The sequence below is a fragment of the Mesorhizobium sp. GW821-FHT04C10 genome (assembly GCF_059420305.1).
On the sequence record NZ_JBWKTL010000001.1, the window covers coordinates 1249041 to 1270227 of the forward strand.

The 21187-nt window shown below is 63.9% G+C and carries 24 protein-coding genes; 18 read left to right on the forward strand and 6 right to left on the reverse strand.

Annotation, left to right across the window (positions count from 1 at the left end; genetic code table 11):
- The first annotated feature begins 2 nt into the window (after window positions 1-2).
- From AC07UC_RS06005 to AC07UC_RS06025, 5 genes are all read left to right on the forward strand, one after another.
- Window positions 3-440 carry a DUF3052 domain-containing protein gene (locus tag AC07UC_RS06005; RefSeq protein WP_494904624.1) on the forward strand — a complete coding sequence of 146 codons (438 nt, stop codon included), beginning with the start codon at window positions 3-5 and terminating at the stop codon, window positions 438-440.
- Window positions 440-1219 (forward strand): succinate dehydrogenase iron-sulfur subunit, encoded by a 780-nt coding sequence (locus AC07UC_RS06010; RefSeq protein ID WP_010912301.1) that lies wholly within the window; start codon window positions 440-442, stop codon window positions 1217-1219. Before AC07UC_RS06005 ends, AC07UC_RS06010 begins: the two co-directional genes overlap by 1 nt.
- Before the next feature lie 158 nt (window positions 1220-1377).
- On the forward strand, window positions 1378-2769 hold the full coding sequence (locus AC07UC_RS06015; RefSeq protein WP_494904625.1) for an aminotransferase-like domain-containing protein: 1392 nt from the start codon (window positions 1378-1380) through the stop codon (window positions 2767-2769).
- Between the two features lie 161 nt (window positions 2770-2930).
- Complete coding sequence (locus tag AC07UC_RS06020) at window positions 2931-3377, forward strand: DUF983 domain-containing protein (protein ID WP_140776060.1); 447 nt, start codon at window positions 2931-2933, stop codon at window positions 3375-3377.
- 172 nt (window positions 3378-3549) lie between these two features.
- Entirely contained in the window at window positions 3550-4179 is a 630-nt protein-coding gene (locus AC07UC_RS06025) for a YceH family protein (protein WP_494904627.1), read from the forward strand.
- Between the two features lie 73 nt (window positions 4180-4252).
- Here the strand turns inward: AC07UC_RS06025 and AC07UC_RS06030 are convergent, their stop codons facing one another.
- The gene (locus AC07UC_RS06030) at window positions 4253-4405 is read right to left on the reverse strand and encodes a hypothetical protein (RefSeq protein ID WP_202325378.1); all 153 of its coding nucleotides are present in this window, start codon (window positions 4403-4405) and stop codon (window positions 4253-4255) included.
- Window positions 4406-4578: 173 nt separating this feature from the next.
- Here AC07UC_RS06030 and AC07UC_RS06035 point away from each other — a divergent pair, with 173 nt between their 5' ends.
- Window positions 4579-5550, forward strand: coding sequence for a helix-turn-helix transcriptional regulator (locus AC07UC_RS06035; RefSeq protein WP_494904628.1), 972 nt, complete (start codon window positions 4579-4581; stop codon window positions 5548-5550).
- A gap of 143 nt (window positions 5551-5693) precedes the next feature.
- On the opposite strand, the gene AC07UC_RS06040 is transcribed toward AC07UC_RS06035, so the two are convergent.
- On the reverse strand, window positions 5694-6119 hold the full coding sequence (locus AC07UC_RS06040) for an OsmC family protein (RefSeq protein WP_010912297.1): 426 nt from the start codon (window positions 6117-6119) through the stop codon (window positions 5694-5696).
- A gap of 221 nt (window positions 6120-6340) precedes the next feature.
- Here AC07UC_RS06040 and AC07UC_RS06045 point away from each other — a divergent pair, with 221 nt between their 5' ends.
- The 3 genes from AC07UC_RS06045 to AC07UC_RS06055 all read left to right on the forward strand — a co-directional run bounded on the left by AC07UC_RS06045 (window position 6341) and on the right by AC07UC_RS06055 (window position 7608).
- Window positions 6341-6568: a hypothetical protein gene (locus AC07UC_RS06045; protein ID WP_494904629.1), complete on the forward strand. Its 228-nt coding sequence runs from the start codon at window positions 6341-6343 to the stop codon at window positions 6566-6568.
- Window positions 6565-6921 carry a YciI family protein gene (locus AC07UC_RS06050; protein WP_140776054.1) on the forward strand — a complete coding sequence of 119 codons (357 nt, stop codon included), beginning with the start codon at window positions 6565-6567 and terminating at the stop codon, window positions 6919-6921. Before AC07UC_RS06045 ends, AC07UC_RS06050 begins: the two co-directional genes overlap by 4 nt.
- Before the next feature lie 159 nt (window positions 6922-7080).
- Entirely contained in the window at window positions 7081-7608 is a 528-nt protein-coding gene (locus tag AC07UC_RS06055) for a hypothetical protein (RefSeq protein ID WP_494904631.1), read from the forward strand.
- Window positions 7609-7852: 244 nt separating this feature from the next.
- Here the strand turns inward: AC07UC_RS06055 and AC07UC_RS06060 are convergent, their stop codons facing one another.
- A complete protein-coding gene (locus AC07UC_RS06060) occupies window positions 7853-9112 on the reverse strand; it encodes a ubiquinone biosynthesis hydroxylase (RefSeq protein ID WP_494904633.1) in 1260 nt (419 codons plus the stop codon).
- Between the two features lie 97 nt (window positions 9113-9209).
- On the opposite strand from AC07UC_RS06060, the gene tesB reads away from it, so the two are divergent.
- From tesB to AC07UC_RS06095, 7 genes are all read left to right on the forward strand, one after another.
- Window positions 9210-10070: an acyl-CoA thioesterase II gene (gene tesB / locus AC07UC_RS06065; RefSeq protein ID WP_140776051.1), complete on the forward strand. Its 861-nt coding sequence runs from the start codon at window positions 9210-9212 to the stop codon at window positions 10068-10070.
- A 322-nt stretch (window positions 10071-10392) separates the two neighbouring features.
- On the forward strand, window positions 10393-10731 hold the full coding sequence (locus AC07UC_RS06070; protein ID WP_010912291.1) for a P-II family nitrogen regulator: 339 nt from the start codon (window positions 10393-10395) through the stop codon (window positions 10729-10731).
- A gap of 31 nt (window positions 10732-10762) precedes the next feature.
- Entirely contained in the window at window positions 10763-12118 is a 1356-nt protein-coding gene (locus tag AC07UC_RS06075; protein WP_056574714.1) for an ammonium transporter, read from the forward strand.
- 336 nt (window positions 12119-12454) lie between these two features.
- Window positions 12455-12730, forward strand: coding sequence for a hypothetical protein (locus AC07UC_RS06080; RefSeq protein WP_140776050.1), 276 nt, complete (start codon window positions 12455-12457; stop codon window positions 12728-12730).
- 208 nt (window positions 12731-12938) lie between these two features.
- Window positions 12939-15605: a DNA translocase FtsK gene (locus AC07UC_RS06085; protein WP_494904636.1), complete on the forward strand. Its 2667-nt coding sequence runs from the start codon at window positions 12939-12941 to the stop codon at window positions 15603-15605.
- 122 nt (window positions 15606-15727) lie between these two features.
- The gene (locus tag AC07UC_RS06090) at window positions 15728-16408 is read left to right on the forward strand and encodes an outer-membrane lipoprotein carrier protein LolA (RefSeq protein ID WP_172347927.1); all 681 of its coding nucleotides are present in this window, start codon (window positions 15728-15730) and stop codon (window positions 16406-16408) included.
- 389 nt (window positions 16409-16797) lie between these two features.
- A complete protein-coding gene (locus AC07UC_RS06095; RefSeq protein ID WP_056574724.1) occupies window positions 16798-17604 on the forward strand; it encodes an exodeoxyribonuclease III in 807 nt (268 codons plus the stop codon).
- A gap of 103 nt (window positions 17605-17707) precedes the next feature.
- Here the strand turns inward: AC07UC_RS06095 and AC07UC_RS06100 are convergent, their stop codons facing one another.
- Window positions 17708-18163 (reverse strand): Crp/Fnr family transcriptional regulator, encoded by a 456-nt coding sequence (locus tag AC07UC_RS06100; protein WP_140776046.1) that lies wholly within the window; start codon window positions 18161-18163, stop codon window positions 17708-17710.
- Between the two features lie 183 nt (window positions 18164-18346).
- A complete protein-coding gene (locus AC07UC_RS06105; RefSeq protein WP_023737980.1) occupies window positions 18347-19030 on the reverse strand; it encodes a response regulator transcription factor in 684 nt (227 codons plus the stop codon).
- Between the two features lie 144 nt (window positions 19031-19174).
- Between AC07UC_RS06105 and AC07UC_RS06110 the strand changes: the two genes are divergently transcribed.
- Entirely contained in the window at window positions 19175-19711 is a 537-nt protein-coding gene (locus AC07UC_RS06110; protein WP_181180136.1) for a L,D-transpeptidase family protein, read from the forward strand.
- Window positions 19712-19840: 129 nt separating this feature from the next.
- Here the strand turns inward: AC07UC_RS06110 and AC07UC_RS06115 are convergent, their stop codons facing one another.
- On the reverse strand, window positions 19841-20083 hold the full coding sequence (locus AC07UC_RS06115; protein ID WP_494904639.1) for a hypothetical protein: 243 nt from the start codon (window positions 20081-20083) through the stop codon (window positions 19841-19843).
- A 164-nt stretch (window positions 20084-20247) separates the two neighbouring features.
- On the opposite strand from AC07UC_RS06115, the gene gcvA reads away from it, so the two are divergent.
- Window positions 20248-21180 (forward strand): transcriptional regulator GcvA, encoded by a 933-nt coding sequence (gene gcvA / locus AC07UC_RS06120; RefSeq protein ID WP_494904641.1) that lies wholly within the window; start codon window positions 20248-20250, stop codon window positions 21178-21180.
- Window positions 21181-21187: the final 7 nt, after the last annotated feature.

Here is a 21187-nt window from a genome sequence, read left to right on the forward strand (position 1 = left end):
CGATGGCGCTGGCGGCGACGGGATATTCCGGCACGCCTCTTCCGGCCAAGCTCGGCCTGAAGGACGGCATGACCGCTGCCTTTATCGCGCTGCCGCCGGAACTCGACGACCTGACCGATGCAGTGGCTTTTGCCGAAGTGGATCGGCTGGCCGATTGGTCGCAGATTGCAGGGGCCGCTCTCAAATACGATGCCGTCCATGCCTTCACCCGGCAGCGCGCCGAGATCGAGAATCGCTTGGGCGATCTCGAGGCGGCGATCAAGCGCGACGGCATGGTCTGGGTGTCCTGGCCGAAAAAGGCATCGAAAGTGCCGACCGATGTCACCGAAGGTGTCGTGCGCACTGAAGCGCTGAAGCGCGACCTTGTCGACGTCAAGGTCGCCGCAGTGAATGAAATCTGGTCCGGGCTGAAGCTCGTCATCCGAAAGGACCTGAGGTAATGGTCGAACTCACGCTTCCCAAGAACTCGAAGATCCAGCAGGGCAAGACCTGGCCGAAGCCGGAGGGCGCTACCAACCTGCGGGAATACCGCATCTACCGCTGGTCGCCGGACGATGACGAGAACCCGCGCATCGACACCTATTTCGTCGACATGGACGATTGCGGGCCGATGGTGCTCGACGCGCTGCTCTGGATCAAGAACAAGATCGATCCGACGCTGACCTTGCGCCGCTCCTGCCGCGAAGGCATTTGCGGCTCCTGCGCCATGAACATCGACGGCTCCAACACGCTCGCCTGCACCAAGGGCTGCGACGACATTTCCGGTGCCGTAAAAGTCTACCCGCTGCCGCATATGCAGGTGGTCAAGGACCTGGTGCCCGACCTTACCAATTTCTACGCCCAGCACGCCTCGATCGAGCCGTGGCTGAAGACGGTGTCGCCGCAGCCGGCCAAGGAGTGGCTGCAGAGCCACGAGGACCGCGAGAAGCTCGACGGGCTCTACGAATGCATCCTGTGCGCCTGCTGCTCGACCTCGTGCCCGAGCTACTGGTGGAACGGCGACCGCTATCTCGGCCCGGCGACGCTGCTGCAGGCCTATCGCTGGCTGATCGACAGCCGCGACGAGGCCAAGGGCGAGCGGCTTGACAATCTCGAGGACCCGTTCCGGCTCTATCGCTGCCACACCATCATGAACTGCGCGCAGACCTGCCCCAAGGGCCTCAACCCGGCCAAGGCGATCGCCGAGATCAAGAAGATGATGGTCGAACGGCGCGTCTGACGCCGACTATCTTGCCGCCCTTGGGGCGGGCTGTCGCGGCGGCAAGGTCGGATCGTCCGGTCGCCGGCAGTGTTCCCATTGCCAGCCAGTTGTCGGGGCCTTGCATTCGTCCATCGTGACATACAATATCCATACATCTGGATCACGAGGCGAAGACAATGGACGACAATCAGGCTTCATGGACGCCGGCCATCCGCAAGGGCGACGGGCCGGTCTATCTCGCCATTGCCGATGCCCTGTCGGCCGATATCGCCTCGGGCCGGCTGGCCGGCGGTTTCAGACTGCCGCCGCAGCGCGCGCTGGCGGATGCGCTGGGCATCGATTTCACCACGGTCAGCCGCGCCTATGCCGAGGCGCGCAAGCGGGGTCTGATCGACGGGCGGGTCGGGCAGGGCACCTATGTCCGGGCTCGGCGACCGGCCGAGAGGCGAGGTGCCTCGACCGGCCTTGTCGACATGAGCATGAACCTGCCACCCCGGTTCGAGGATGCCGGGCTGGTCGCGCGGATGTGGGATGGAATTGCCGATCTGCGGGCGGATGACGGGCTGGGCCTGCTTCTGCGCTACCAGGAGGCCGGGGGAACCGCGCGTGACCGCGCCGCTGGCGCGCGCTGGCTTTCACCGAGGCTCGGCGCCATTCCGGCGGAGCGGCTTCTGGTCTGCCCGGGAGCACAGGGCGCGCTGCTGGCGCTGGCCGGCGTGCTCGCCGGACCCGGCGAGACGATCTGCGTCGAGGCCCTGACCTATCCCGGCTTCCGGTCGCTGGCCGCGCATCTCAGGATCAATCTCGTCGGCGTGCCGATCGACGAGCATGGGCTCATTCCCGAAGCACTCGAGGCGGTGTGCGCGGAACATCGGCCAAAAGCCCTCTATTGCACGCCGACCCTGCACAATCCGACGACCGCGACCCTACCTCTTGGCCGTCGCGAGGCCCTGATAGAGATTGCCCGCCGCCATCAGGTGCCCATTATCGAGGACGATGCCTATGGCGCCTTGCCGGCCGACCCCATGCCGCCGCTGGCAGCGCTTGCGCCGGATCTCGTCTATCATGTCGCGGGCCTGGCGAAATGCCTGTCCCCAGCCTTGCGGATTGCCTATCTCGTGCTGCCGGACGGCCGCTCCGCCGCCAGAGTGGCGGGCGCCATAAGGGCGACCGCCTCCATGGCCTCCCCCCTGACGGCCGCGATCGCGACGCGCTGGATCGAGGAGGGAACCGCGGACGCGGTGCTTGCCGCGATCCGCGAGGAGTCGCGTCGCCGGCAGGCGATCGCTGCCGCCATCTTGCCGCCCGGCTTCGGACAGGCCGACCCGCGGGGTTTCCACGCATGGCTGCGGCTGACCGGTCCCTGGACGCGGGGCGAATTCACCGCGCGGCTGCGCTCGGCCGGTATCGGCGTGGTGGCGAGCGATGCCTTCGCCATCGCGTCGCCGCCCGAGGCTGTCCGCCTGGGACTTGGCGCGGCCGCGAACGAAGACGATCTGCGTGACAGCCTGCGGATCGTTGCGGACCTTCTGTCGCAGTCACCGGCCATATCGTCGATGGTGGTTTGATCTTGTAGGGATTGCTCTTGACAATGTATGCATACATACCACATACATTGTGCAATCAATGACGCTGTGGAGACCAGCAAGTTCATGCCGTCACACGCGGGCGAGTGACCGCGAAGGGGCAGGGGTCTCCATGCACGCGCCGCAGACAAGGGCAAAACAAAATGGTTCAGGATCGCGAATGGCCTCCCCTCTCACCGATTGAGACGGGCATAAGGGGACGGTGTCCGCGCTGTGGCGAGGGACATCTGTTCGAGGGCTTCCTGAAGCTGCGCAAGGGCTGCGAGGTCTGCGGGCTCGACTATTCGTTCGCCGACCCCGCCGATGGCCCGGCGTTCTTCGTGATCTGCTTCGCATGCGTGCCGAGCGTGGTGCTGGCGCTCTGGATCGAGGTGCGCTTCGAAGCGCCCTACTGGGTGCATCTGTTCACCACCTTGCCGTTCATGCTCCTGACCTGCATCCCGCCGCTGCGGCCGCTGAAGGGATGGCTGGTGGCCAGCCAGTATTTCTACAAGGCGGAGGAGGGCCGGATGGTAACGCCGCTGATCCCGCCGGCATCCGCCGTGGGGGCCGGTTCGACCGCGACCTTGCCTGGCGACGACAGGCGGTGACGACAGCGACCGCGAAAATGACGGTTGAACGGCGCATCCGGTGGCGGCTATAGGCATTGGATGGAGTGCTTGAGGAAATCAACCTGGCCAGCATGGTCAGGGATAATGCCCGTCAAGCCCGCAAACGAACGCCTGCAACCGATCTCTACCGCCGGGAGGCTGAACAACTTTCATGAGCGAAGACCTTCCTATCCTCAATCCCGTCGAAGCGCGCGTGCTCGGTTGCCTGATCGAGAAGAAGGAGCTGACGCCTGATGTCTACCCGCTGACGCTCAACAGTGCGCTTGCCGCCGCCAACCAGAAGACGGCGCGCGAGCCGGTGATGGCGCTGGAGCAGACAGAGGTGCACCGGGCATTGAAGCTGCTCGAGCAGAAGGGGCTTGTGCGGCAGATGTTCGGCTCGCGCGTCGAGCGCTATGAACATCAGATGGCGCAGCGCTTCTCGCTGACCACGCCGCAGAGCGCGTTGCTCGGCCTGCTCTTGCTGCGCGGACCGCAGACGGCGCACGAGCTTCTGGCCCGAGCCGAGCGCATGGCGCGGTTTTCGTCGATCGAAGACCTGCGCGGTGAACTCGACATGCTGATCGGCCGCCGGCCGCCGCTGATCCAGGAAATACCGCGCGGGCCGGGCCAGCGCGAGGACCGTTATGTGCATCTTCTCGCCGGTCCGGTGGACGTCGCGTTGCTATCGGCGCAGCGCAGCGCGCCGGCCCTGCCTCACTCCGACCTGGAAGCGAGGCTGGAGGCTCTGGAGCAGGAAGTCGCCGCACTTCGCGCCAGGCTTGACGCGCTGGGCGGTTGAAGCCGCGAGGCTGCGTGCCCGCGTCGAGCCGCTGGCCGGCGGAGAAGCGTATTGCGCGCGCTCGTTGCCGGCCTCATGGCCGACGCTCCCCGGTGCGCGGCGGCCGCTTCAGGTCGCGGTGGTCGGCAACGGTTCCGCCGAGAGCGATGGACAGCAGATAGACGCGTGGATTGAAGCCCGCCGAAGCGAGACCCGACAGGGTCTTGAACAGCTGCAAATGATACATCGAACCCCCTTGTGGTTGTTTCGGTTTGCGCCCTCCGGGTCGGAAGCGCGCCGCAAACTAGGTCCGGGGAATGAGGCCAGCTTGGACGCAGCGGCCCTAAAAACGGCCCAGACGGCCCTGTATTGACGTTTTCGGGGTCACGGCGCATATGCGCGCTCTGGCATGGGGGGCCGATGACGGCGATGATGGGGTCAACCGCCTCGTTTCGACTGATTACCGACATGGTTCCCGAGCGGGACCGTATCGAGGTCATGCGCGAGGTCTATGGCCGCACGGTGCTCAAGGTCGACCTCGATCCGCTCGGTCCCACCCAGGTCGACATGAAGGTGCGCGCCCTGCCGGGTCTCGGCATCGCCACCGGCACCTCCTCGGAATTCCGCGTCCATCACTCGACATCGCTGATCGAAAGCGACGATCTCATCCTGCTGGCGGCTCTCGATGGCGCGAGCGTCATGAAGCATCGCGGCCGCGAGGAGGCGGTCGGCAACGGCCAGGCGCTGATGATGAGCGGTGAAGAGGTCGGCCTCAACGTCATCCAGCCCGGCGGCTTTCGCTTCGTCAATATGAGCTTTTCGCTGAGAGAGCTTTCACCGCTGATCGGCGATCCGGCGCGGGCCCTGATGCAGCCCCTGGCGACCGGCGGCGGGGCGATGCGGTTGCTGCTCGACTATGTGCAGTCGCTCCAGGATGCCGGCGACGCGCTGACGCCGGAGACCTGGCATCTGGCGACCGCGCATATGTTCGATCTCGTGGCGCTGGCCATGGGGGCGACCCGGGAGGCGGCCGAAATCGCGCGCGGGCGCGGCGTGCGCGTGGCGCGGCTGCGCGCCATCAAGGCCGATATTGCGGCCCATGGCGGGCATGGCGCCCTGTCGGCCGAAGACATCGCCCGCCGTCACCGCCTTTCAGCCCGTTATATCCGGAAGCTGTTCGAGGCTGAGGGGACGTCGTTATCGGACTTCATGCTCGGCCAGCGCCTGCTGCGCGCGCATCGCATGCTGTCAGATCCGCGCCACTCAGGCCGCAGCATCACCGAGATCGCCTTCGAGGCCGGCTTCAACGACCTGTCCTATTTCAACCGGGCGTTCCGGCGCCGCTACGATGCAACGCCGTCCGATGTGCGGGCGGCGGCGCTGAAGGGTTGATCCTCAAACGCGAAACGCCAGCCCGGAGGCTGGCGCCTGCAATCAAGGTCGTCTTGCTCGAACTCTTGTCTTGACGCAATTCCAAGGGAAAGCGTCACGCGCCTTCCCGGGGAAAACCGTTTCACGCTTTTCCAGGAATTGCCCTAGCCAAGCCTGGCGTCGAGCGACACTTTTATGGCGCCGAGAGCCTTGGAGACAGGGCATTCGGCCTTGGCCTTCTCGGCCAATTCCTTGAATTTCGCCGCATCGATGCCGGGCACCTTGCCGACGAGCGTGATCGCGCTGCCGGTGATGCCGGTGCCGGGGACCAGGGTCACCACGGCCTTGGCGTCGAGTTCGGCGGCGGGCGTGCCGTTCTCGGCCAGGAAATGCGAAAGCTGCATGGCGTAGCAGCCGGCATGGGCAGCCGCGATCAGCTCTTCGGGATTGGTGCCGGATTTGCCGCTTTCATCCTCGAAGCGCGCCTTGAACGAATAGGGCGTTCCTTTCAAGGTTCCGCTCTGGCTGTCGAGCGTGCCCTTGCCTTCTTTCAGATTGCCTTTCCAGACGGCGGTTGCGGTGCGGTCCATGAAGTCCTCCTTGGCCTCGATTGCGCCGGCCCGGCGCCGACGTTCCTGCCAACTATAGCGCGGGCGCGGGGGAAGGCCACCGCGCGATCGCAACGGAAACCGCGACATTGGTGTCGCGCCGAGATTTTTCCTGAAAAAAAGCGCCTGCGAAAATGTCGACTTCCATCCGGCCCGGCCGTCCTGGGGGCGGCCATGGGATTTGTGGCCGGATGGAGGTTCACATGGACAATCTGTTTTTCGCATTGTGGAAGGGGCCAGGCCATAAGGCTGGGCGACAGGAAGACTTATGGCTCGATCCGCCGGCGGCTGGCTTCGACAGGCTGCTGGCGGCTGTTGCCGTCATCGGCGTCGCGGCATGCCTTCTCGACCACATCGCCGCGGTCAACGGCACGGCTGACACGCACGCCGCCGCATCCTATGGTTCCTCGCGGCACGGGAGCGCGCAATGAAATATGTCTGTCTGGTCTATGGTGAGGAAAAAGACCTCCATGCGTTGACCGTGGAGCGCGGAGCCAAGCTCGACGCCGATTCGCTGGCCTATGACAGGTCCTTGGATCAACAGGGCAAGCTGATCATCGCGCAGGCGCTGCAGTCGGTGAAGACCTCGAAGTCGGTGCGACGGCGCAAGGGCAAGCGCCTTGTCACCGACGGCCCTTTCGCCGAAACCAAGGAGCAGTTGCTTGGCTTCGTCATGATCGAGGCGGACACTCTCGAGGAAGCGCTGGACATCGCCGCCGATATTCCGCTGGCCGAACTCGGCACGATCGAGGTCAGGGCGATCTATGACATACCCGGGTCATAGGCGGCGCTTGGCCTTGGCGGTCGGGCCTGCAAATCGGCTTGTCCGGTCGCCCAGGCTACGCCAGCCGCAAATTGTTTTTCTTCGCCAGCGGCAACTCTTGCGTGTTGAAGCAGCACGGCGGTTCTCTTATCGTCCGTCGGATTCCTGGGGGATTTCGACATGCCGTTCCTGATTGTTGTCCTTGGTGTGCTCGGGGCGGCGGCGTTCTGGTGGTACCGGATGAAGGCCATGAACGACGCCGCGCGCGAGGTCGCCGATGTCGTCGGGCGCGTGCAAGGCAACATCAGGCGCAAGAAGCTGCGCAACCAGGCGGCCCTGTCGCCGCTGACGGCGATCGACGATCCGGTGGTGGCCGCCGCGACGCTGATCACATCGATCGTCTCCGAGAGTGGGCCTGTCCTGCCGCAGCGCGAGGCCGTCATCCGCGCTGTCATTTCCGAGATCGCCGACAAGAAGAAGACCGACGAGGCGGTGGTCTACGCCAAGTGGGCGGCCTCACAGATCGACGACACCACTGTCGTCATCGACAAGCTGGCGCCGTTCCTGCGCGAGCGCCTCGACGTATCTGAACGAAACGACCTGCTGCAGATGGTGAACCGTGCGGCCCAAGGCGGCGAGAAGCGCCTTGAGATCGCCGACCAGCGCATGCTGAGGCTGCGGCAGAAGCTGGGTTTTGAAGTGAATTGAGATCGCCGGCCCGACGATTGGCGCCAAACATCCGCTGCGTCGTCATCCTATGGCGGAGCAAGGAGCGAAGCGACGCGGCGCAGACCATAGGATCCATGCCGGGACTCGGAAGCGCCGCCACGGTGCAGAATTCTGCTCCGCCGCACCCTACGACCAAGGTCGCGGCATGGATCCTCGGGTCTTCGCGACGGAGCTTCGCTCCTGCTTCGCCCGTGGATGACGAAGTCGGGTGCTGGCGAGAGACTCAGATCGCCTCGCCCTTCAGCAGCCTCGGCGTGCCGGCCGACAGTCCCGAGGCCTGCCGGATGAAAAACTCCTTCAGGCGCGGCATGCGCTCGACGAGGCCGAGGCCGATGTCGCGGACGGTGCGCAGTGGGGTGATGTCGTTGGAAAACAGCCGGTTCAGCACATCCGTGGTGACGCCCATCTGCACCGTGTCGAAACGGCGCCACTGCTGGTAGCGCTCCAGCACGTCGAGCGCGCCGATGTCCTGTCCGAGCCGGTCGGCCTCGACGATCACCTCGGCTAGTGCCGCCACATCCTTGAAGCCGAGATTGAGGCCCTGTCCGGCGATCGGGTGGATGCCGTGGGCGGCGTCGCCGGCAAGGGCTACGCGCGGCGCGACGAAGGCGCGCGCAATGCTGAGGCCGAGCGGCCAGGCGCGCGGCTTGTCGGCGACACGGATCTCGCCGAGCTTCAGGCCAAAGCGCTGTTCGAGCTCATGCTCGAAGACGAGATCGTCGCCTTCTACGAGCGCCTTGGCATCTTCCGTGCGTTCGACCCAGACGATCGACGAACGGTTGGTGCCGTCCTCGTCGGGTTTCAGCGGCAGCGTGGCAAAGGGTCCGGCGGGCAGGAAATGTTCTTCGGCGCGGCCATTGTGAGGCCGCTCATGCGCCACCGTGCAGACGATGCCGGACTGGCCGTATTCCCATTTCACAGTCTTGATGCCGGCCATGTCACGCAGCTTCGAATTGACGCCGTCGGCGGCGACAAGCAGCCGCGCCGTCAGCGTCGCACCGTCGGCCAGATGGACCGTGATGCCGGCACCGCTGGTCTCAAAACCCTGCACCGCGACGCCTTCGATAATGTCGATGCCGAGCGTCTCTGCCCTGGCGCGCAAGGCCCCGTTCATCGCCTTGTTGGCGACCATGTGCGCGAAGGGCTCGCCCGGCGCCACTTCGCCGCCGAAGGTCAGGAAGACGGGGCGCACCGGATCGGAACTGCGCGAATCGGTGATGATCATTTCGGTGATGGCCTGCGCCTGCGGGGCGATCTCGGCCCAGACGCCGAGCTGGTCGAGCATGCGGCAGGCTGCGGCGGCGATGGCCGATGCGCGGCCATCGCGTTGCCAGACGCCGGCCGGCGCGGCATCGACCAACGCCACGGCAAGACCCGGCCGCGCCTGCTTCAGCGAGACGGCTGCGGCCAGTCCGACATAGCCGGCGCCGGCAACGAGAACATCGAGCCCGGATCTGATCTTGGCGTCCGCCTTGCGTTCCATTGTCCTGGCTCCTTGCGCACCGACCGGGCTTGCGCCCTTGACGGCTCGTCCTTCCTGTCGGAAACCGCCATAGCAATTTTGCGGCGAGGTCACAAAAATGACGGCGGCCATGGACGAGCTTCTGCGCATTCTCGACCTCGAGAGGCTGGAACACAATCTGTATCGTGGTCGCAGCCCCCAGGTGGAGTGGCAGCGCGTGTTCGGCGGCCAGACCATCGCCCAGGCGCTGGTGGCGGCGCAGCGCACGGTCGAGCCGGACCGTTTCGTGCATTCGCTGCACGGCTATTTCATGCGGCCGGGCGATATCAAGGTGCCGATCGTCTACGAGGTCGACCGCATCCGCGACGGCGGCTCCTTCACCACGCGACGCGTGCTGGCGATCCAGCACGGACAGGCGATCTTTTCGCTGGAAGCCTCGTTCCAGGTCGATGAAAAGGGGCTCGAGCATCAATTCGCGCTGCCCGATGACGTGCCGCCTCCGGAGGGCCTGCAGACCCAGCGGCAGCTGCTCGAAAAGGCTGAACGTGTGCCGGAGGCGGTGCGCCGTTTCTGGGCGCGTGAGCGGCCGCTGGAGCTCAGGCCGGTCAATCTCCAGCACTATGAGAGTCGCGACAAGCTGCCGCCCCGGCAGAATGTCTGGATCCGTCTTGCCGGGCCGGTTCCCGACGACCGCGCGCTGCAATCGGTGCTGCTCGCCTATCTCTCCGACATGACGCTGCTCGACACCTCGACCTTCGCGCATGGGCGCGGCCTGTTCGATCCCGATATCCAGGCGGCGAGCCTCGACCATACCATGTGGTTCCACCGGCCGCATTCGCTCGACGGCTGGCTGCTCTATGCGCAGGACAGCCCTTCGAGTTCGGGATCGCGCGGCTTCAGCCGTGGCACGCTCTATGCCCGCGACGGCACGCTGATCGCCTCGATGGCCCAGGAAGGCCTGATCCGGCTCAAGCGTTGAGCACTGCGAGTCTTGTTTGAGCAGGATGACTGAACAAACGAAAACCGTTTGTCCGAGAAAACCGGGCTCCTCCCTTTAGCGCCATGCTCAAAGCCGGCAAAATAGGCAAAACAGAAAAAATGCACAAATTTTGAGCATGTGGCGCGCCGCAGGGACCGGCGCCCGCTGACCTCGGTCACTCCATTCCCTTTGTTTACAATAGGTTAACACGCTGCTTCGGCACTTGGCACGGAGCTTGAATCCTTGGGGGCACTCTCCGGCTCCTTGGGATCGGTGAAGTCGTGCAAACGCGGGGGACCGCAACAGCAAAGGGTGAAACCTTATGAAAATCGTGATGGCAATCATCAAGCCGTTCAAGCTGGACGAGGTACGCGAAGCGCTTACCGCCGTCGGCATCCAGGGCCTGACCGTCACCGAAGTCAAAGGCTACGGGCGTCAGAAGGGGCATACGGAAATCTATCGCGGAGCGGAATACGCGGTCAGTTTCCTGCCGAAGATCAAGATCGAGGTCGCGGTCAGTGCCGACACGGTCGACAAGGCCGTCGAAGCCATCACCGCCGCGGCCAAGACCGGCCAGATCGGCGACGGCAAGATCTTCGTTTTCGGCATCGACCAGGCGGTGCGTATCCGCACCGGCGAAACAGACACCGACGCGCTCTAAGCGGCGAACACGTATTCCAATGGAGAGTTCAATGAATATTTCTTCCACCTTGAAGACGACGGGACGGGCGGCCCTTCTGGGCTCGCTTGCTCTCGCAGCATTGGGCAGCGTCGCCGCCTTCGCGCAGGAAGCCGCTCCGGCCGCTGCCGCCGCCGCACCGGCCGCCGCCCCCACACCGGTGCTCGATACCGGCAATACCGCCTGGATGCTGACCTCGACGGCGCTGGTGCTGATGATGACCATCCCGGGCCTGGCGCTGTTCTACGGCGGCATGGTGCGCAAGAAGAACGTGCTCGCCACCATCATGCAGAGCTTTGCCATCACCTGTCTGGTGACGATTCTGTGGTTCATGTTCGGCTATTCGCTGGCCTTCTCCGACGGCGGCGGCATGAATGCCTATCTCGGCGGCTTCTCGAAATTCTTCCATCACGGCATCACCACCTCGACGCTGTGGGCGCCGGGAGTCGCGAACATTCCTGAATTCGTCTTCTCGATGTTCCAGATGACCTTCGCCATCATCACACCCGCCCTCATCGCCGGCGCCTTCGCCGAGCGCATGAAGTTCTCGGCGCTGCTGATCTTCATGGCGCTGTGGCTGCTGGTCGTCTATGCGCCGATCGCGCATTGGGTCTGGGGCGGCGGCTTCCTCGGCGCGGCCGGCGTGCTCGACTTCGCCGGCGGCACGGTCGTCCACATCAATGCCGGTGTCGCCGGTCTCGTCTGCGCCCTGGTTCTGGGCAAGCGCGAAGGCTATGGCACCACCAACATGGCGCCGCATAACCTGGTCTATTCGGTGATCGGCGCTTCGCTGCTGTGGGTCGGCTGGTTCGGCTTCAACGCCGGTTCGGAACTGGCGGCCGACGGTCTTGCCGGTGCCGCCATGCTCAACACCCAGGTCGCCACCGCCGCGGCGGCCCTTGCCTGGATGTTTGCCGAATGGATAGTCGCCAAGAAGCCTTCGGTGCTCGGCATCATCTCGGGTGCCGTCGCCGGCCTGGTCGCGGTGACGCCTGCTTCCGGCTTCGTCAACCCGACCGGCGCCTTCATCGTCGGCATCGTTGCCGGCGTGGTCTGCTACATCTCGGCGGTCAAGGTGAAGCACATGTTCGGCTATGACGACTCGCTCGATGCCTTCGGCGTCCATGGCGTCGGCGGTGTGGTTGGTGCGTTGCTGACCGGCCTGCTCGCCGATCCGGCGATCAACAGCCTGTCGTCGGGTGCGTCCGTCGGCAAGCAGCTCTACGGCATCGTCTTCACCATCCTGTGGACGGCAATCGCCACCTTCGTGATCCTCTACATCGTCAAGGCGCTGGTCGGCCTGCGTCCGACGACCCAGGAAGAGGTCGAAGGCCTCGACATCTCCCAGCATGGCGAAGTGGTGCCGTAAGGCCAGCCTCGCCAAGGGGCCGGCGGATCCTCCTCCCGCCGGCCCCATATTTCACGCAACTTCCACCTGAAGACCACGGTTCGGTTTTCATCGGAGTTGCTCCAGAGATCCCGTCGTGACGTTCTCGAAAGAGGCTCACGCATTGAGGCCCGAAGCAATTCGGGCCTCTTTTTTTGGAAAATCGTACGCTTCGAAAAGATGAAGGAGGAATCGTTTTTCGGAATGATCACGTTCACGTGATCGGCCAAAGGGAAGAAACATAGGGCTTCCCAGCTCCGTACTGGGGTTAGCGAGCGCCGTTCCGACGCTCGCTACCAACAGGGAAGGAACCAACTGATGAACATTAAGAACATCTTCCTGGGAGCGCTGGCTCTGTCGATGCTCAGCGGTGTTGCACTTGCTGGCGCGCTCGACGAGCCTGACAACATGGCGCCGTTCTTCACCGATTCCGGCATGAAGACCATGAAGTCGGAAGCGGACTTCAAGGCAGCCTGGGCCTCGACGGCCAAGGACAAGCAGGACACGATGATGAAGGAGTGCCAGGACGCGGCGATGAGCAAGCCTCATGCCGAATTCTGCGCCAACCTTATGATGTACGCCGGTCACAAATGATCGCGCGGGATCGGGTCCGGAAGGCCCCGATCGCTTCGATGTTTCAAGACAAGAATGGCGGGCTTCGCGGCCCGCCATTCCTGTCCGCGGGGCGGCATCGGTAAAAAGCCATGGTTAATGCGGCCTTAACCTTCCCACAGCTAGTCTGACCTCCGAATCTGCCGGAGTGCGTCATGCGCTCTGGCCAGGCAATCTGACGGGGAAGAGCATGCGTTCAGGGGCTTCAGCACCGCTCGCGCTGGCCGATACGGGGCACGGCATCCAGGCTTTCGCGCGGCGCCAGGTCGGCCGGCTGGTCGGTGCCGGCATGTTCCTGGCGGTGGCCTTCGGGATTGCCAGCCTCGCCACCTGGAACGTTGCCGATCCAAGCTTCTCGCACGCCACCAACAACACCGTCACCAACGCCATGGGCTATGCCGGCGCGGTGTTCTCCGATCTTGCCATGCAGTTCTTCGGCCTTGCCGCGGTTGCCGCGCTGGTCCCGGCGGTGATCTGGGGGTACCTTCTGTTTTCGGCGCGTGGTGTCGACAGGCTGCCCAAGCGCGGCTTGTTCTGGTTCGGCTTCGCGCTGCTCGCCGCCGCCATCGCCGGCTGCATCGTTCCGCCCAAGACCTGGCCGCTGCCCACCGGCCTCGGCGGCGTGTTCGGCGACATGGTGCTCAAGATTCCCGGCGTCCTCATCGGCGGCTATCCGACCGGACTGATCGCCAGCGTGCTCGCCGTTCTGCTGGCGGCGCCCGCGCTCTGGCTGTTCGCCTATGGCTCGGCGCTGATCGGGCGCAAGAACGGCTTCGCCGTGATGGAAGAACCGGCCGCGGACCCGCGCGAGGACGATCTTCTGTTCGACAATGACGAGGATGAAGGCGACGAGGGCATATTGGCGCTCGGCGCCATCACGCATTGGTGGCTTTCGTTGCGCGCCTGGATGCATCGCCGCGCGGTACGCCGCAGGCAGGAGCGGGAGGAGTATGAGCCGGAGATGGAGCAGCGCTCCACCGCATGGCGCCGCGCCGCCGAACGGGTCGAATCGGCCGAATTCGCGGAGCAGCGCATGAGCCCGGATGGTCGCGCCCGCGTCGAGCCGGAATTCTTTGCCGCCATGGTCAATGACCGCAGCGTTTCCGTCGATCCGGACGATGACGATGTCTTCGATGCCGGTTTCGACAATGGCGACGAGGATGTCGATCTCGACGACGAGCCGGTCAAGCGTCGCGCCACGCCGAACGCCAAGGTGCAGAACTTCCGCTCCGATGCGGCGACCCGTGTCGCGGCTCCGGCGGCGCGCCCCGTGCCCGGCGCGCGCGTCCAGCGTGAGGCACAGACCTCGCTGATCGGCTCGGACACGTTCGAGATGCCCTCGTTGCATTTCCTGTCCGAACCGAAGAACGTGGCGAAGGACCCGAGCCTGTCGAAGGACGCGCTGGAGCAGAACGCGCGCCTGCTCGAAGGCGTGCTGGAGGATTTCGGCGTCAAGGGCGAGATCATCGCCGTACGCCCCGGTCCGGTGGTCACCCTCTATGAGCTTGAACCGGCGCCCGGCATCAAGTCGTCTCGCGTCATCGGGCTTTCCGACGACATCGCCCGCTCGATGAGCGCGATCGCCTGCCGCGTCGCCGTGGTGCCCGGTCGCAACGCCATCGGCATCGAATTGCCGAATGCCAAGCGCGAGACGGTGTACCTGCGCGAGATCATGGCCAGCCGCGACTTCGAGACGACCAAGGCCAAGCTGGCGCTGGCGCTGGGCAAGACCATCAATGGCGAGGCCGTCATCGTCGACATCGCCAAGATGCCGCACGTGCTGGTTGCCGGCACCACCGGCTCGGGCAAGTCGGTCGCCATCAATACCATGATCCTGTCGCTGCTCTACCGACTGACGCCGCAGGAATGCCGGCTGATCATGATCGATCCGAAGATGCTCGAACTTTCCGTCTATGACGGCATCCCGCATCTTTTGACGCCCGTCGTCACCGATCCGAAAAAGGCGGTGGTGGCGCTGAAATGGACCGTGCGGGAGATGGAGGACCGCTACCGCAAGATGTCCAAGGTCGGCGTGCGCAACATCGACGGTTTCAACGCCCGCGTTCAGCAGGCCGAGAAAAAAGGCGAAAAGATATCGCGCACGGTGCAGACCGGCTTCGATCGCCAGACCGGCGAGGCGATCTACGAGACCGAGAATCTCGACCTCGAGCCGATGCCCTACATCGTCGTCATAATCGACGAAATGGCGGACCTGATGATGGTCGCCGGCAAGGACATCGAAGGCGCCGTGCAGCGCCTGGCACAGATGGCGCGTGCCGCCGGCATCCATGTCATCATGGCGACGCAACGTCCCTCCGTCGACGTCATCACCGGCACCATCAAGGCCAACTTCCCGACCCGCATCTCCTTCCAGGTGACGTCGAAGATCGACAGCCGCACCATTCTGGGCGAGCAGGGCGCCGAGCAGCTGCTCGGCATGGGCGACATGCTCTACATGGCCGGTGGCGGCCGCATCCAGCGCGTGCACGGTCCTTTCGTCTCCGACGACGAGGTAGAGAAGATCGTCGGGCACCTGAAGCTGCAGGGCGTGCCCGAATATCTCGACGCCATCACCGAGGATGACGACGAGGACGACGACGAGCCGTCAGGCAAGGGTGGTTCCGGCGGTGGTGGTGGCGGCAATTTCGAGGATTCCGACGACCCCTACGACCAGGCGGTCGCCGTGGTGCTGCGCGACGGCAAGGCATCGACCAGCTACATCCAGCGCCGTCTCGGCATCGGCTACAACCGCGCCGCCTCGATCATCGAGAAGATGGAAAAGGAAGGCATTGTCGGCCCGGCCAACCATGCGGGAAAACGCGAAATCCTGGTGCCGACCGAAGAGGACAAGTTCTGACGGGAAGCCGGCCGCAACCTTGAACCTTGCGGCGCGTTGAAGCGAGGATGCGCCGCCAAACTTCAGCCCAACTGGGGGTTCAGGACAGCGACAGATACAGAATCATCAAGCGAGTGACCGACATGAAGAACGATCTTTCCGCACTCAGCGATTTTGCCCCGACCCGTCGTCAGCTGCTCGGCCTCGGCCTTGCCTTCGCGGGTGCCGCCGCCATCAATGTGGTGCCCGGGTTCCAGTTGCTGGCCTCGGCGCAGGCGGCCGTGCCCACGGCCGCGCAGAAAATCGCCGACCATTTTTCCGCGGTCAAATCGATGAGCGGCGAATTCGTCCAGTTCGGCCCCAAGGGCGAGCAGACCGGTGGCAAGTTCTTCCTGGAACGGCCGGGCAAGATCCGCTTCAACTATGACGGAGCGTCGAATTTCCGGGTGATTTCCGACGGCAAGTCCGTGGTCATCCTCAACAAGAAGCTGAACACGTCGGATCTCTATCCGCTGTCCAAGACGCCGCTGAAGCTGCTGCTCGACGACCGCATCGACCTCTCCGGTGATCGCGTCAAGAGCGTCAAGGAAGAGGACGACCTCACCACCATCAAGCTCGCCGACAAGTCGGTGTTCGGCAATGCGATGATCACCATGATGTTCGATCCGAAGACCTACGATCTGCGCCAGTGGACGATCACCGACGCGCAAGGCAAGGACACCACGGTGATGATCTTCAATACCAAGGAAGGCGTCAGCTTCGCCGCCGACACCTTTGCCATCGACTATACGGCCAACCGCGAGCTGAACACCAAGACTCGCTGATCGCCAACTCGGCAGGCCCCTGCTTTCGTCATCCTAGTGCGGAGCAAGGAGCGAAGTGACGCGACGCAGACCCTAGGAGCTGCTCCGCAGCCCAAGGGATACATGCCGGGACTCTGGAGCGCCGCCACGGTGCAGAATTCCGCTCCGCTGCACACTTCGACAGACGTCACGGAATGGATCCCAGCGTCTCCGCGACGGCGCGGCGCGCCTGCTTCGCCCAGGAATGACGAAGTTGGGGCGGCCTTTGACCGATCTCAAAAGGTTCGCAACACGCTTCGGCTTGTCTTTGTGGCGCCCGGCTGGCAGTTTCCGGACTGACTCCCTCAAAAGGCGTCTTCTTCGCCAGGATTCATCGGTCCTGGCTGGAAGTACGCTGTCCCGGATTGCCAATGCCCTTTTCGATCGCCACCTGGAACATCAACTCCGTGCGCCTGCGCATGCCGATCGTCGAACGCCTGCTCGATGAGTACGCCCCCGATGTGCTGTGCCTGCAAGAGACCAAGGTTCCGGACGAACTGTTCCCGGAAAAGGCATTCCGCAAGCTCGGCTACGGGCACATCGCCTTCCATGGCCAGAAGGGCTATCACGGCGTCGCCACCGTGGCACGGCGCCCGATCGAGGTGGTCGAAAAGCGCCGTTTCTGCGAGATCGAGGACAGCCGGCATTTGTCGGTGACGGTGCGCGCCGGCGGCAAGACGATCCTGCTGCACAATTTCTACGTTCCGGCGGGCGGCGACGAACCGGATCCCGAAATCAACAAGAAATTCAAGCACAAGCTCGATTTCGTCGCGGAGATGAACGCCATCCGCGCCGAGCATAACGAGGTGTCCGCTTCGGTGCTGGTCGGCGACCTCAACATCGCCCCGCTCGAGCACGACGTCTGGTCGCACAAGCAATTGCTCAATGTGGTCAGTCATACGCCGGTCGAAACCGAAAACTTCGAGGCGATGCGGCTCGCCGGCAACTGGGTCGACCTGATGCGGCTCAACGTGCCATCGGACCAGAAGCTCTACACCTGGTGGAGTTATCGCGCGCAGGACTGGGAAGCGTCGAACCGTGGCCGGCGGCTCGACCATGTCTGGTCGTCGCCCAACCTAGTGCCGGATTTCGCCGGTTACGAAATCCTGAGGGCGGCACGCGGCTGGGACCGCCCCTCGGACCATGTGCCCGTGATTGCGCGGTTCGATCTGGACTAGGTGTGCCGAAGCTCCTGCTTCGTCCCAGGATGACGAAGAGTGGAGGGCGGCTCCAGCCAATGTCGAAGGGTAGTTCCTGGCTGCGACCGACGATTGCCGGCACTCACCCTGAAAACCGTGACGCCAGTTCCTCAATACGGCGGATCATGGCCTGGAATTCCTCGGAGATGCGCTGGTGCAGTTTCACCGCGACTTCGGGATATTCCTCCAGGATGCGGCGGAACATCTTGCGGCTGAGGCGGATCACTTCCGAGTCGATTTCGGCCGACGCGCTGGTCAGCCGGTTGGTGTCGGCGATCAATGCCAGTTCGCTGAGCATCGTGCCGGGACCGGCCTCGCCGATCGGGATGCGTTGACCATTCTGCTCGCGATAGAGCACGATGCGCCCGCTGACCACGATATAGGCCGAATCGGCCTCGTCATCCTCGCGGTAGAGCTTGTGGTCGGCCCGCACTACGGTGGTCTCGGCGCCGAAGGCGAGCAGGCGCAGTTGTTCCTGCGTGAAACCCTCGAAGAGCCTCACGGCGGACAGGATGCGGATGTCGTCATCCAACGCCATCTCTAGCTGCGTCCCCGAACGGTCAGTCCAATCCTCCTTCACGAGCCGATCCCGAATACCCTCCAACAGGATCGCACCCGAAAGCGGTCCCGCCCAGACCGCTCTATTCCTTCAGTTTTTCGCAATTCCGGACGGAAAACCGCCCACACTTTTCCTGGAATTGCTCATTGGATAATGAAATGTTTAAGGAACCAGCTTGTAGCCGCCGCTTTCTGTCACAAGAATTTCCGCATTGGAAGGATCGCGCTCGATCTTCTGGCGCAGACGATAGACATGGGTTTCCAGCGTGTGCGTGGTGACGCCGGAATTGTAGCCCCAGACCTCCTCGAGCAGCACGTCGCGCGTCACCACCTTCTGGTCGGCACGATAGAGATATTTGATGATCGAGGCTTCCTTCTCCGTCAGCCGCACCTTGCCGCCACGGGGGTCGATGAGCAGCTTCTGGCTGGGCTTGAAGGTGTAGGGGCCGACCGAGAAGGTGGCGTCCTCGCTCTGCTCGTGCTGGCGCAACTGGGCGCGGATGCGCGCCAGCAGCACCGCGAAGCGGAAAGGCTTCGTCACATAGTCGTTGGCGCCGGCCTCGAGACCAAGAATCGTGTCCGAATCGGTGTCGTGGCCGGTCAGCATGATGATGGGCGCCTTGTAGCCGCCCTTGCGCAGGATCTTGACGGCCTCGCGGCCATCCATGTCGGGCAGGCCGACATCCATGATAAGCAGGTCGATGAGGCCGCCGCGTGCCGCCGCGACGCCTTTTGCCGCAGTCGCTTCCTGCAGCACGTCGAATTCCTCGTAGAGGGCGAGTTGCTCGACCAGCGTGCCGCGCAGGTCGTCATCGTCGTCGACGATCAGGATGGTGCGTGAAGTCATGGATCAATCCGTTGTTTTGAAAATGAAATTCAGTTGACCGCTGCGTATTTATGCGGAAGCTGGCCGACACAATAGCCGATCACAGTGATTTGTTCCGTGGCACGATCATACAAGAAAAAACGCGATCGCAATGCAGCCGCCTCAATTTTGGTAAAACGGCTGCGCGTGCTGACCGTGCGGGCAAGGCCCGGCCATCCGAGCCAGGGCCTGCTGCAGGCCGGCAATGCGGTGTTTGCCTGTGCGCTGGGGCATGGCGGCATCTCGGCCGACAAGCGCGAGGGCGACGGCGCCACGCCGCTCGGCTCGATGCGGATCCTGTCGGGTTATTTCCGGGGAGATCAGTTTGCCGGTGGCCGCCGCACGCGTCTGGCGATGACGCCGATCGGGCCCGATCTCGGCTGGTGCGAAGTGCCTGACGACCGCAACTACAACCGTCCGGTCAGAATCCCCTACCGCGCCAGCCACGAACGCATGCGGCGCGACGACGATCTCTATGACGCCTGCCTGGTGCTCGACTGGAACATCGCGCCACGCCGCAGGGGGCGCGGCAGCGCCATCTTCTTCCACCTGGCGCGTCCCGGTTTCACGCCGACGCTAGGCTGCGTCGCGGTGAGCGCACGCACGATGGCGCGGCTGCTGCCGCTGCTGTCGGCCCGGACGGTGGTGAGGGTGGTGAGGTAGGAAAGGGCAGTAGGGCAGTAGGGCAGTAGGGCAGTAGGGCAGTAGGGCAGTAGGGCAGTAGGGCAGTAGGGTGTGACTTCCGATGCTGCCTTGGCTTCCCCCTACTGCCGTACTGCCTTACTCCCCCATTCACCTCCGTCTTGGCTGCTGCCAGCCGATGTCGAGCAGACCCAGCCGGCCGATCTCGCGGTCCATGGCGCGGGCGATGTCCGAGCGCCCGGCGCCGATGTCGCGCAACTGGCGATCGGAGAGGTCCTCGACGTTCTGGTGCGGAAGGTTGACCGCGACCCTGGCCTGACGCAGCCAGTCGCGGATCGCCGACAGCCGTGCCGACCGGGCGGTATAAGCGGGGTGAAGAGCGATGTGAGACATGGTGTGATCCGTTCTTCCGGACTTCAAATCCGGTTTGATGGTGTTTCAGTGCCCGCATCATGCCGGATTGAAATCTTGGAAGGAAACGAGTAGTTTTTTCTCGATTATCAAGTTTTATTTGAGGATTGAGACGCCATGGAGCGCTTTCCCCGGGTCGCGCGCTGATGGCAACCCTGCTGCCGGGAACGCGAGCGTTGAGGACGCTGGAGGCGGCTGCGCGTCACCTCAATTTCACCCGCGCCGCCGACGAGCTTGGGTTGACGCCGGCCGCGGTCAGCCACCAGATCAAGGAAATCGAGGATCAGCTCGGCATCGTGCTTTTCACGCGCACCAGCCGCACCATCCGTCTGACGGAGGCGGGCACGGTGCTGTTCGAGGCCGCGACCGACACGCTCGACCTGCTTGGTCGGGCGGTCATGCGGGCGCGCAAGATGGCACGCGGGACGGAGTTCCTGAAGGTCACGCTGGATGCCCAGTTCGCGGCGAAATGGCTGATGCGGCGCGTCGAGGATTTCCGCAAGCAAAGGCCGGGGATAGAGCTCAGGTTCGACATCGCCTACGGGCTGCGTGATTTCGACCTGGATGATGTCGATGTCGGCATCCGCTTCGGCGCCGGCAAGTATCCGGGGCTTTGCGCGCACCGCCTGTTCGACAACATCATCATTCCGGTGTGCAGCCCAGGCCTGCTGGCGTCCGGGCCACCGTTGCGCGAACCGCGCGACCTCTTCCTCCACACGCTCGCCCATATCGAATGGGCGCGGCAGGGCGTGACATGGCCGAACTGGCGCATGTGGATGGCGGCGGCCGGTGTCGACGATTTCGACGACAGCCGCACCGTTGTCTTCGGCACCTCCACGGATGCGGTCCAGGCGGCGCTCGACGGCAACGCCGTCGCACTCGCCGATTTCGCCATGGTGGCGAACGACCTTTCCGAAGGCCGGCTGGTGCAGCCCTTCGCGCTCAGCATCAAGGTCGCGCCCGAATACGCCTACTTCCTGGTCTATCCTCAGGCGATGGTTGACGACCCCCGCATCGTCGCTTTCCGTGAATGGATACTGGAGGAAGTGGCCAGGACGCGAACGGTGGACAAGGCATAGATCATCA

Bases quoted from the DNA above. Each gene is read 5' to 3' on its own strand.
- gcvA (WP_494904641.1), top strand. From the start codon at position 20,248: ATGGCAACCCTGCTGCCGGGAACGCGAGCGTTGAGGACGCTGGAGGCG.
- AC07UC_RS06080 (WP_140776050.1), top strand. From the start codon at position 12,455: ATGAACATTAAGAACATCTTCCTGGGAGCGCTGGCTCTGTCGATGCTC.
- AC07UC_RS06050 (WP_140776054.1), top strand. From the start codon at position 6,565: ATGAAATATGTCTGTCTGGTCTATGGTGAGGAAAAAGACCTCCATGCG.
- AC07UC_RS06115 (WP_494904639.1), bottom strand. From the start codon at position 20,083: ATGTCTCACATCGCTCTTCACCCCGCTTATACCGCCCGGTCGGCACGG.
- AC07UC_RS06090 (WP_172347927.1), top strand. From the start codon at position 15,728: ATGAAGAACGATCTTTCCGCACTCAGCGATTTTGCCCCGACCCGTCGT.
- AC07UC_RS06070 (WP_010912291.1), top strand. From the start codon at position 10,393: ATGAAAATCGTGATGGCAATCATCAAGCCGTTCAAGCTGGACGAGGTA.
- AC07UC_RS06025 (WP_494904627.1), top strand. From the start codon at position 3,550: ATGAGCGAAGACCTTCCTATCCTCAATCCCGTCGAAGCGCGCGTGCTC.
- AC07UC_RS06075 (WP_056574714.1), top strand. From the start codon at position 10,763: ATGAATATTTCTTCCACCTTGAAGACGACGGGACGGGCGGCCCTTCTG.
- tesB (WP_140776051.1), top strand. From the start codon at position 9,210: ATGACGGCGGCCATGGACGAGCTTCTGCGCATTCTCGACCTCGAGAGG.
- AC07UC_RS06055 (WP_494904631.1), top strand. From the start codon at position 7,081: ATGCCGTTCCTGATTGTTGTCCTTGGTGTGCTCGGGGCGGCGGCGTTC.
- AC07UC_RS06020 (WP_140776060.1), top strand. From the start codon at position 2,931: ATGGTTCAGGATCGCGAATGGCCTCCCCTCTCACCGATTGAGACGGGC.
- AC07UC_RS06010 (WP_010912301.1), top strand. From the start codon at position 440: ATGGTCGAACTCACGCTTCCCAAGAACTCGAAGATCCAGCAGGGCAAG.
- AC07UC_RS06035 (WP_494904628.1), top strand. From the start codon at position 4,579: ATGACGGCGATGATGGGGTCAACCGCCTCGTTTCGACTGATTACCGAC.
- AC07UC_RS06030 (WP_202325378.1), bottom strand. From the start codon at position 4,405: ATGTATCATTTGCAGCTGTTCAAGACCCTGTCGGGTCTCGCTTCGGCG.
- AC07UC_RS06060 (WP_494904633.1), bottom strand. From the start codon at position 9,112: ATGGAACGCAAGGCGGACGCCAAGATCAGATCCGGGCTCGATGTTCTC.
- AC07UC_RS06095 (WP_056574724.1), top strand. From the start codon at position 16,798: ATGCCCTTTTCGATCGCCACCTGGAACATCAACTCCGTGCGCCTGCGC.
- AC07UC_RS06040 (WP_010912297.1), bottom strand. From the start codon at position 6,119: ATGGACCGCACCGCAACCGCCGTCTGGAAAGGCAATCTGAAAGAAGGC.
- AC07UC_RS06100 (WP_140776046.1), bottom strand. From the start codon at position 18,163: ATGGCGTTGGATGACGACATCCGCATCCTGTCCGCCGTGAGGCTCTTC.
- AC07UC_RS06005 (WP_494904624.1), top strand. From the start codon at position 3: ATGGCGCTGGCGGCGACGGGATATTCCGGCACGCCTCTTCCGGCCAAG.
- AC07UC_RS06045 (WP_494904629.1), top strand. From the start codon at position 6,341: ATGGACAATCTGTTTTTCGCATTGTGGAAGGGGCCAGGCCATAAGGCT.
- AC07UC_RS06085 (WP_494904636.1), top strand. From the start codon at position 12,939: ATGCGTTCAGGGGCTTCAGCACCGCTCGCGCTGGCCGATACGGGGCAC.
- AC07UC_RS06015 (WP_494904625.1), top strand. From the start codon at position 1,378: ATGGACGACAATCAGGCTTCATGGACGCCGGCCATCCGCAAGGGCGAC.
- AC07UC_RS06105 (WP_023737980.1), bottom strand. From the start codon at position 19,030: ATGACTTCACGCACCATCCTGATCGTCGACGACGATGACGACCTGCGC.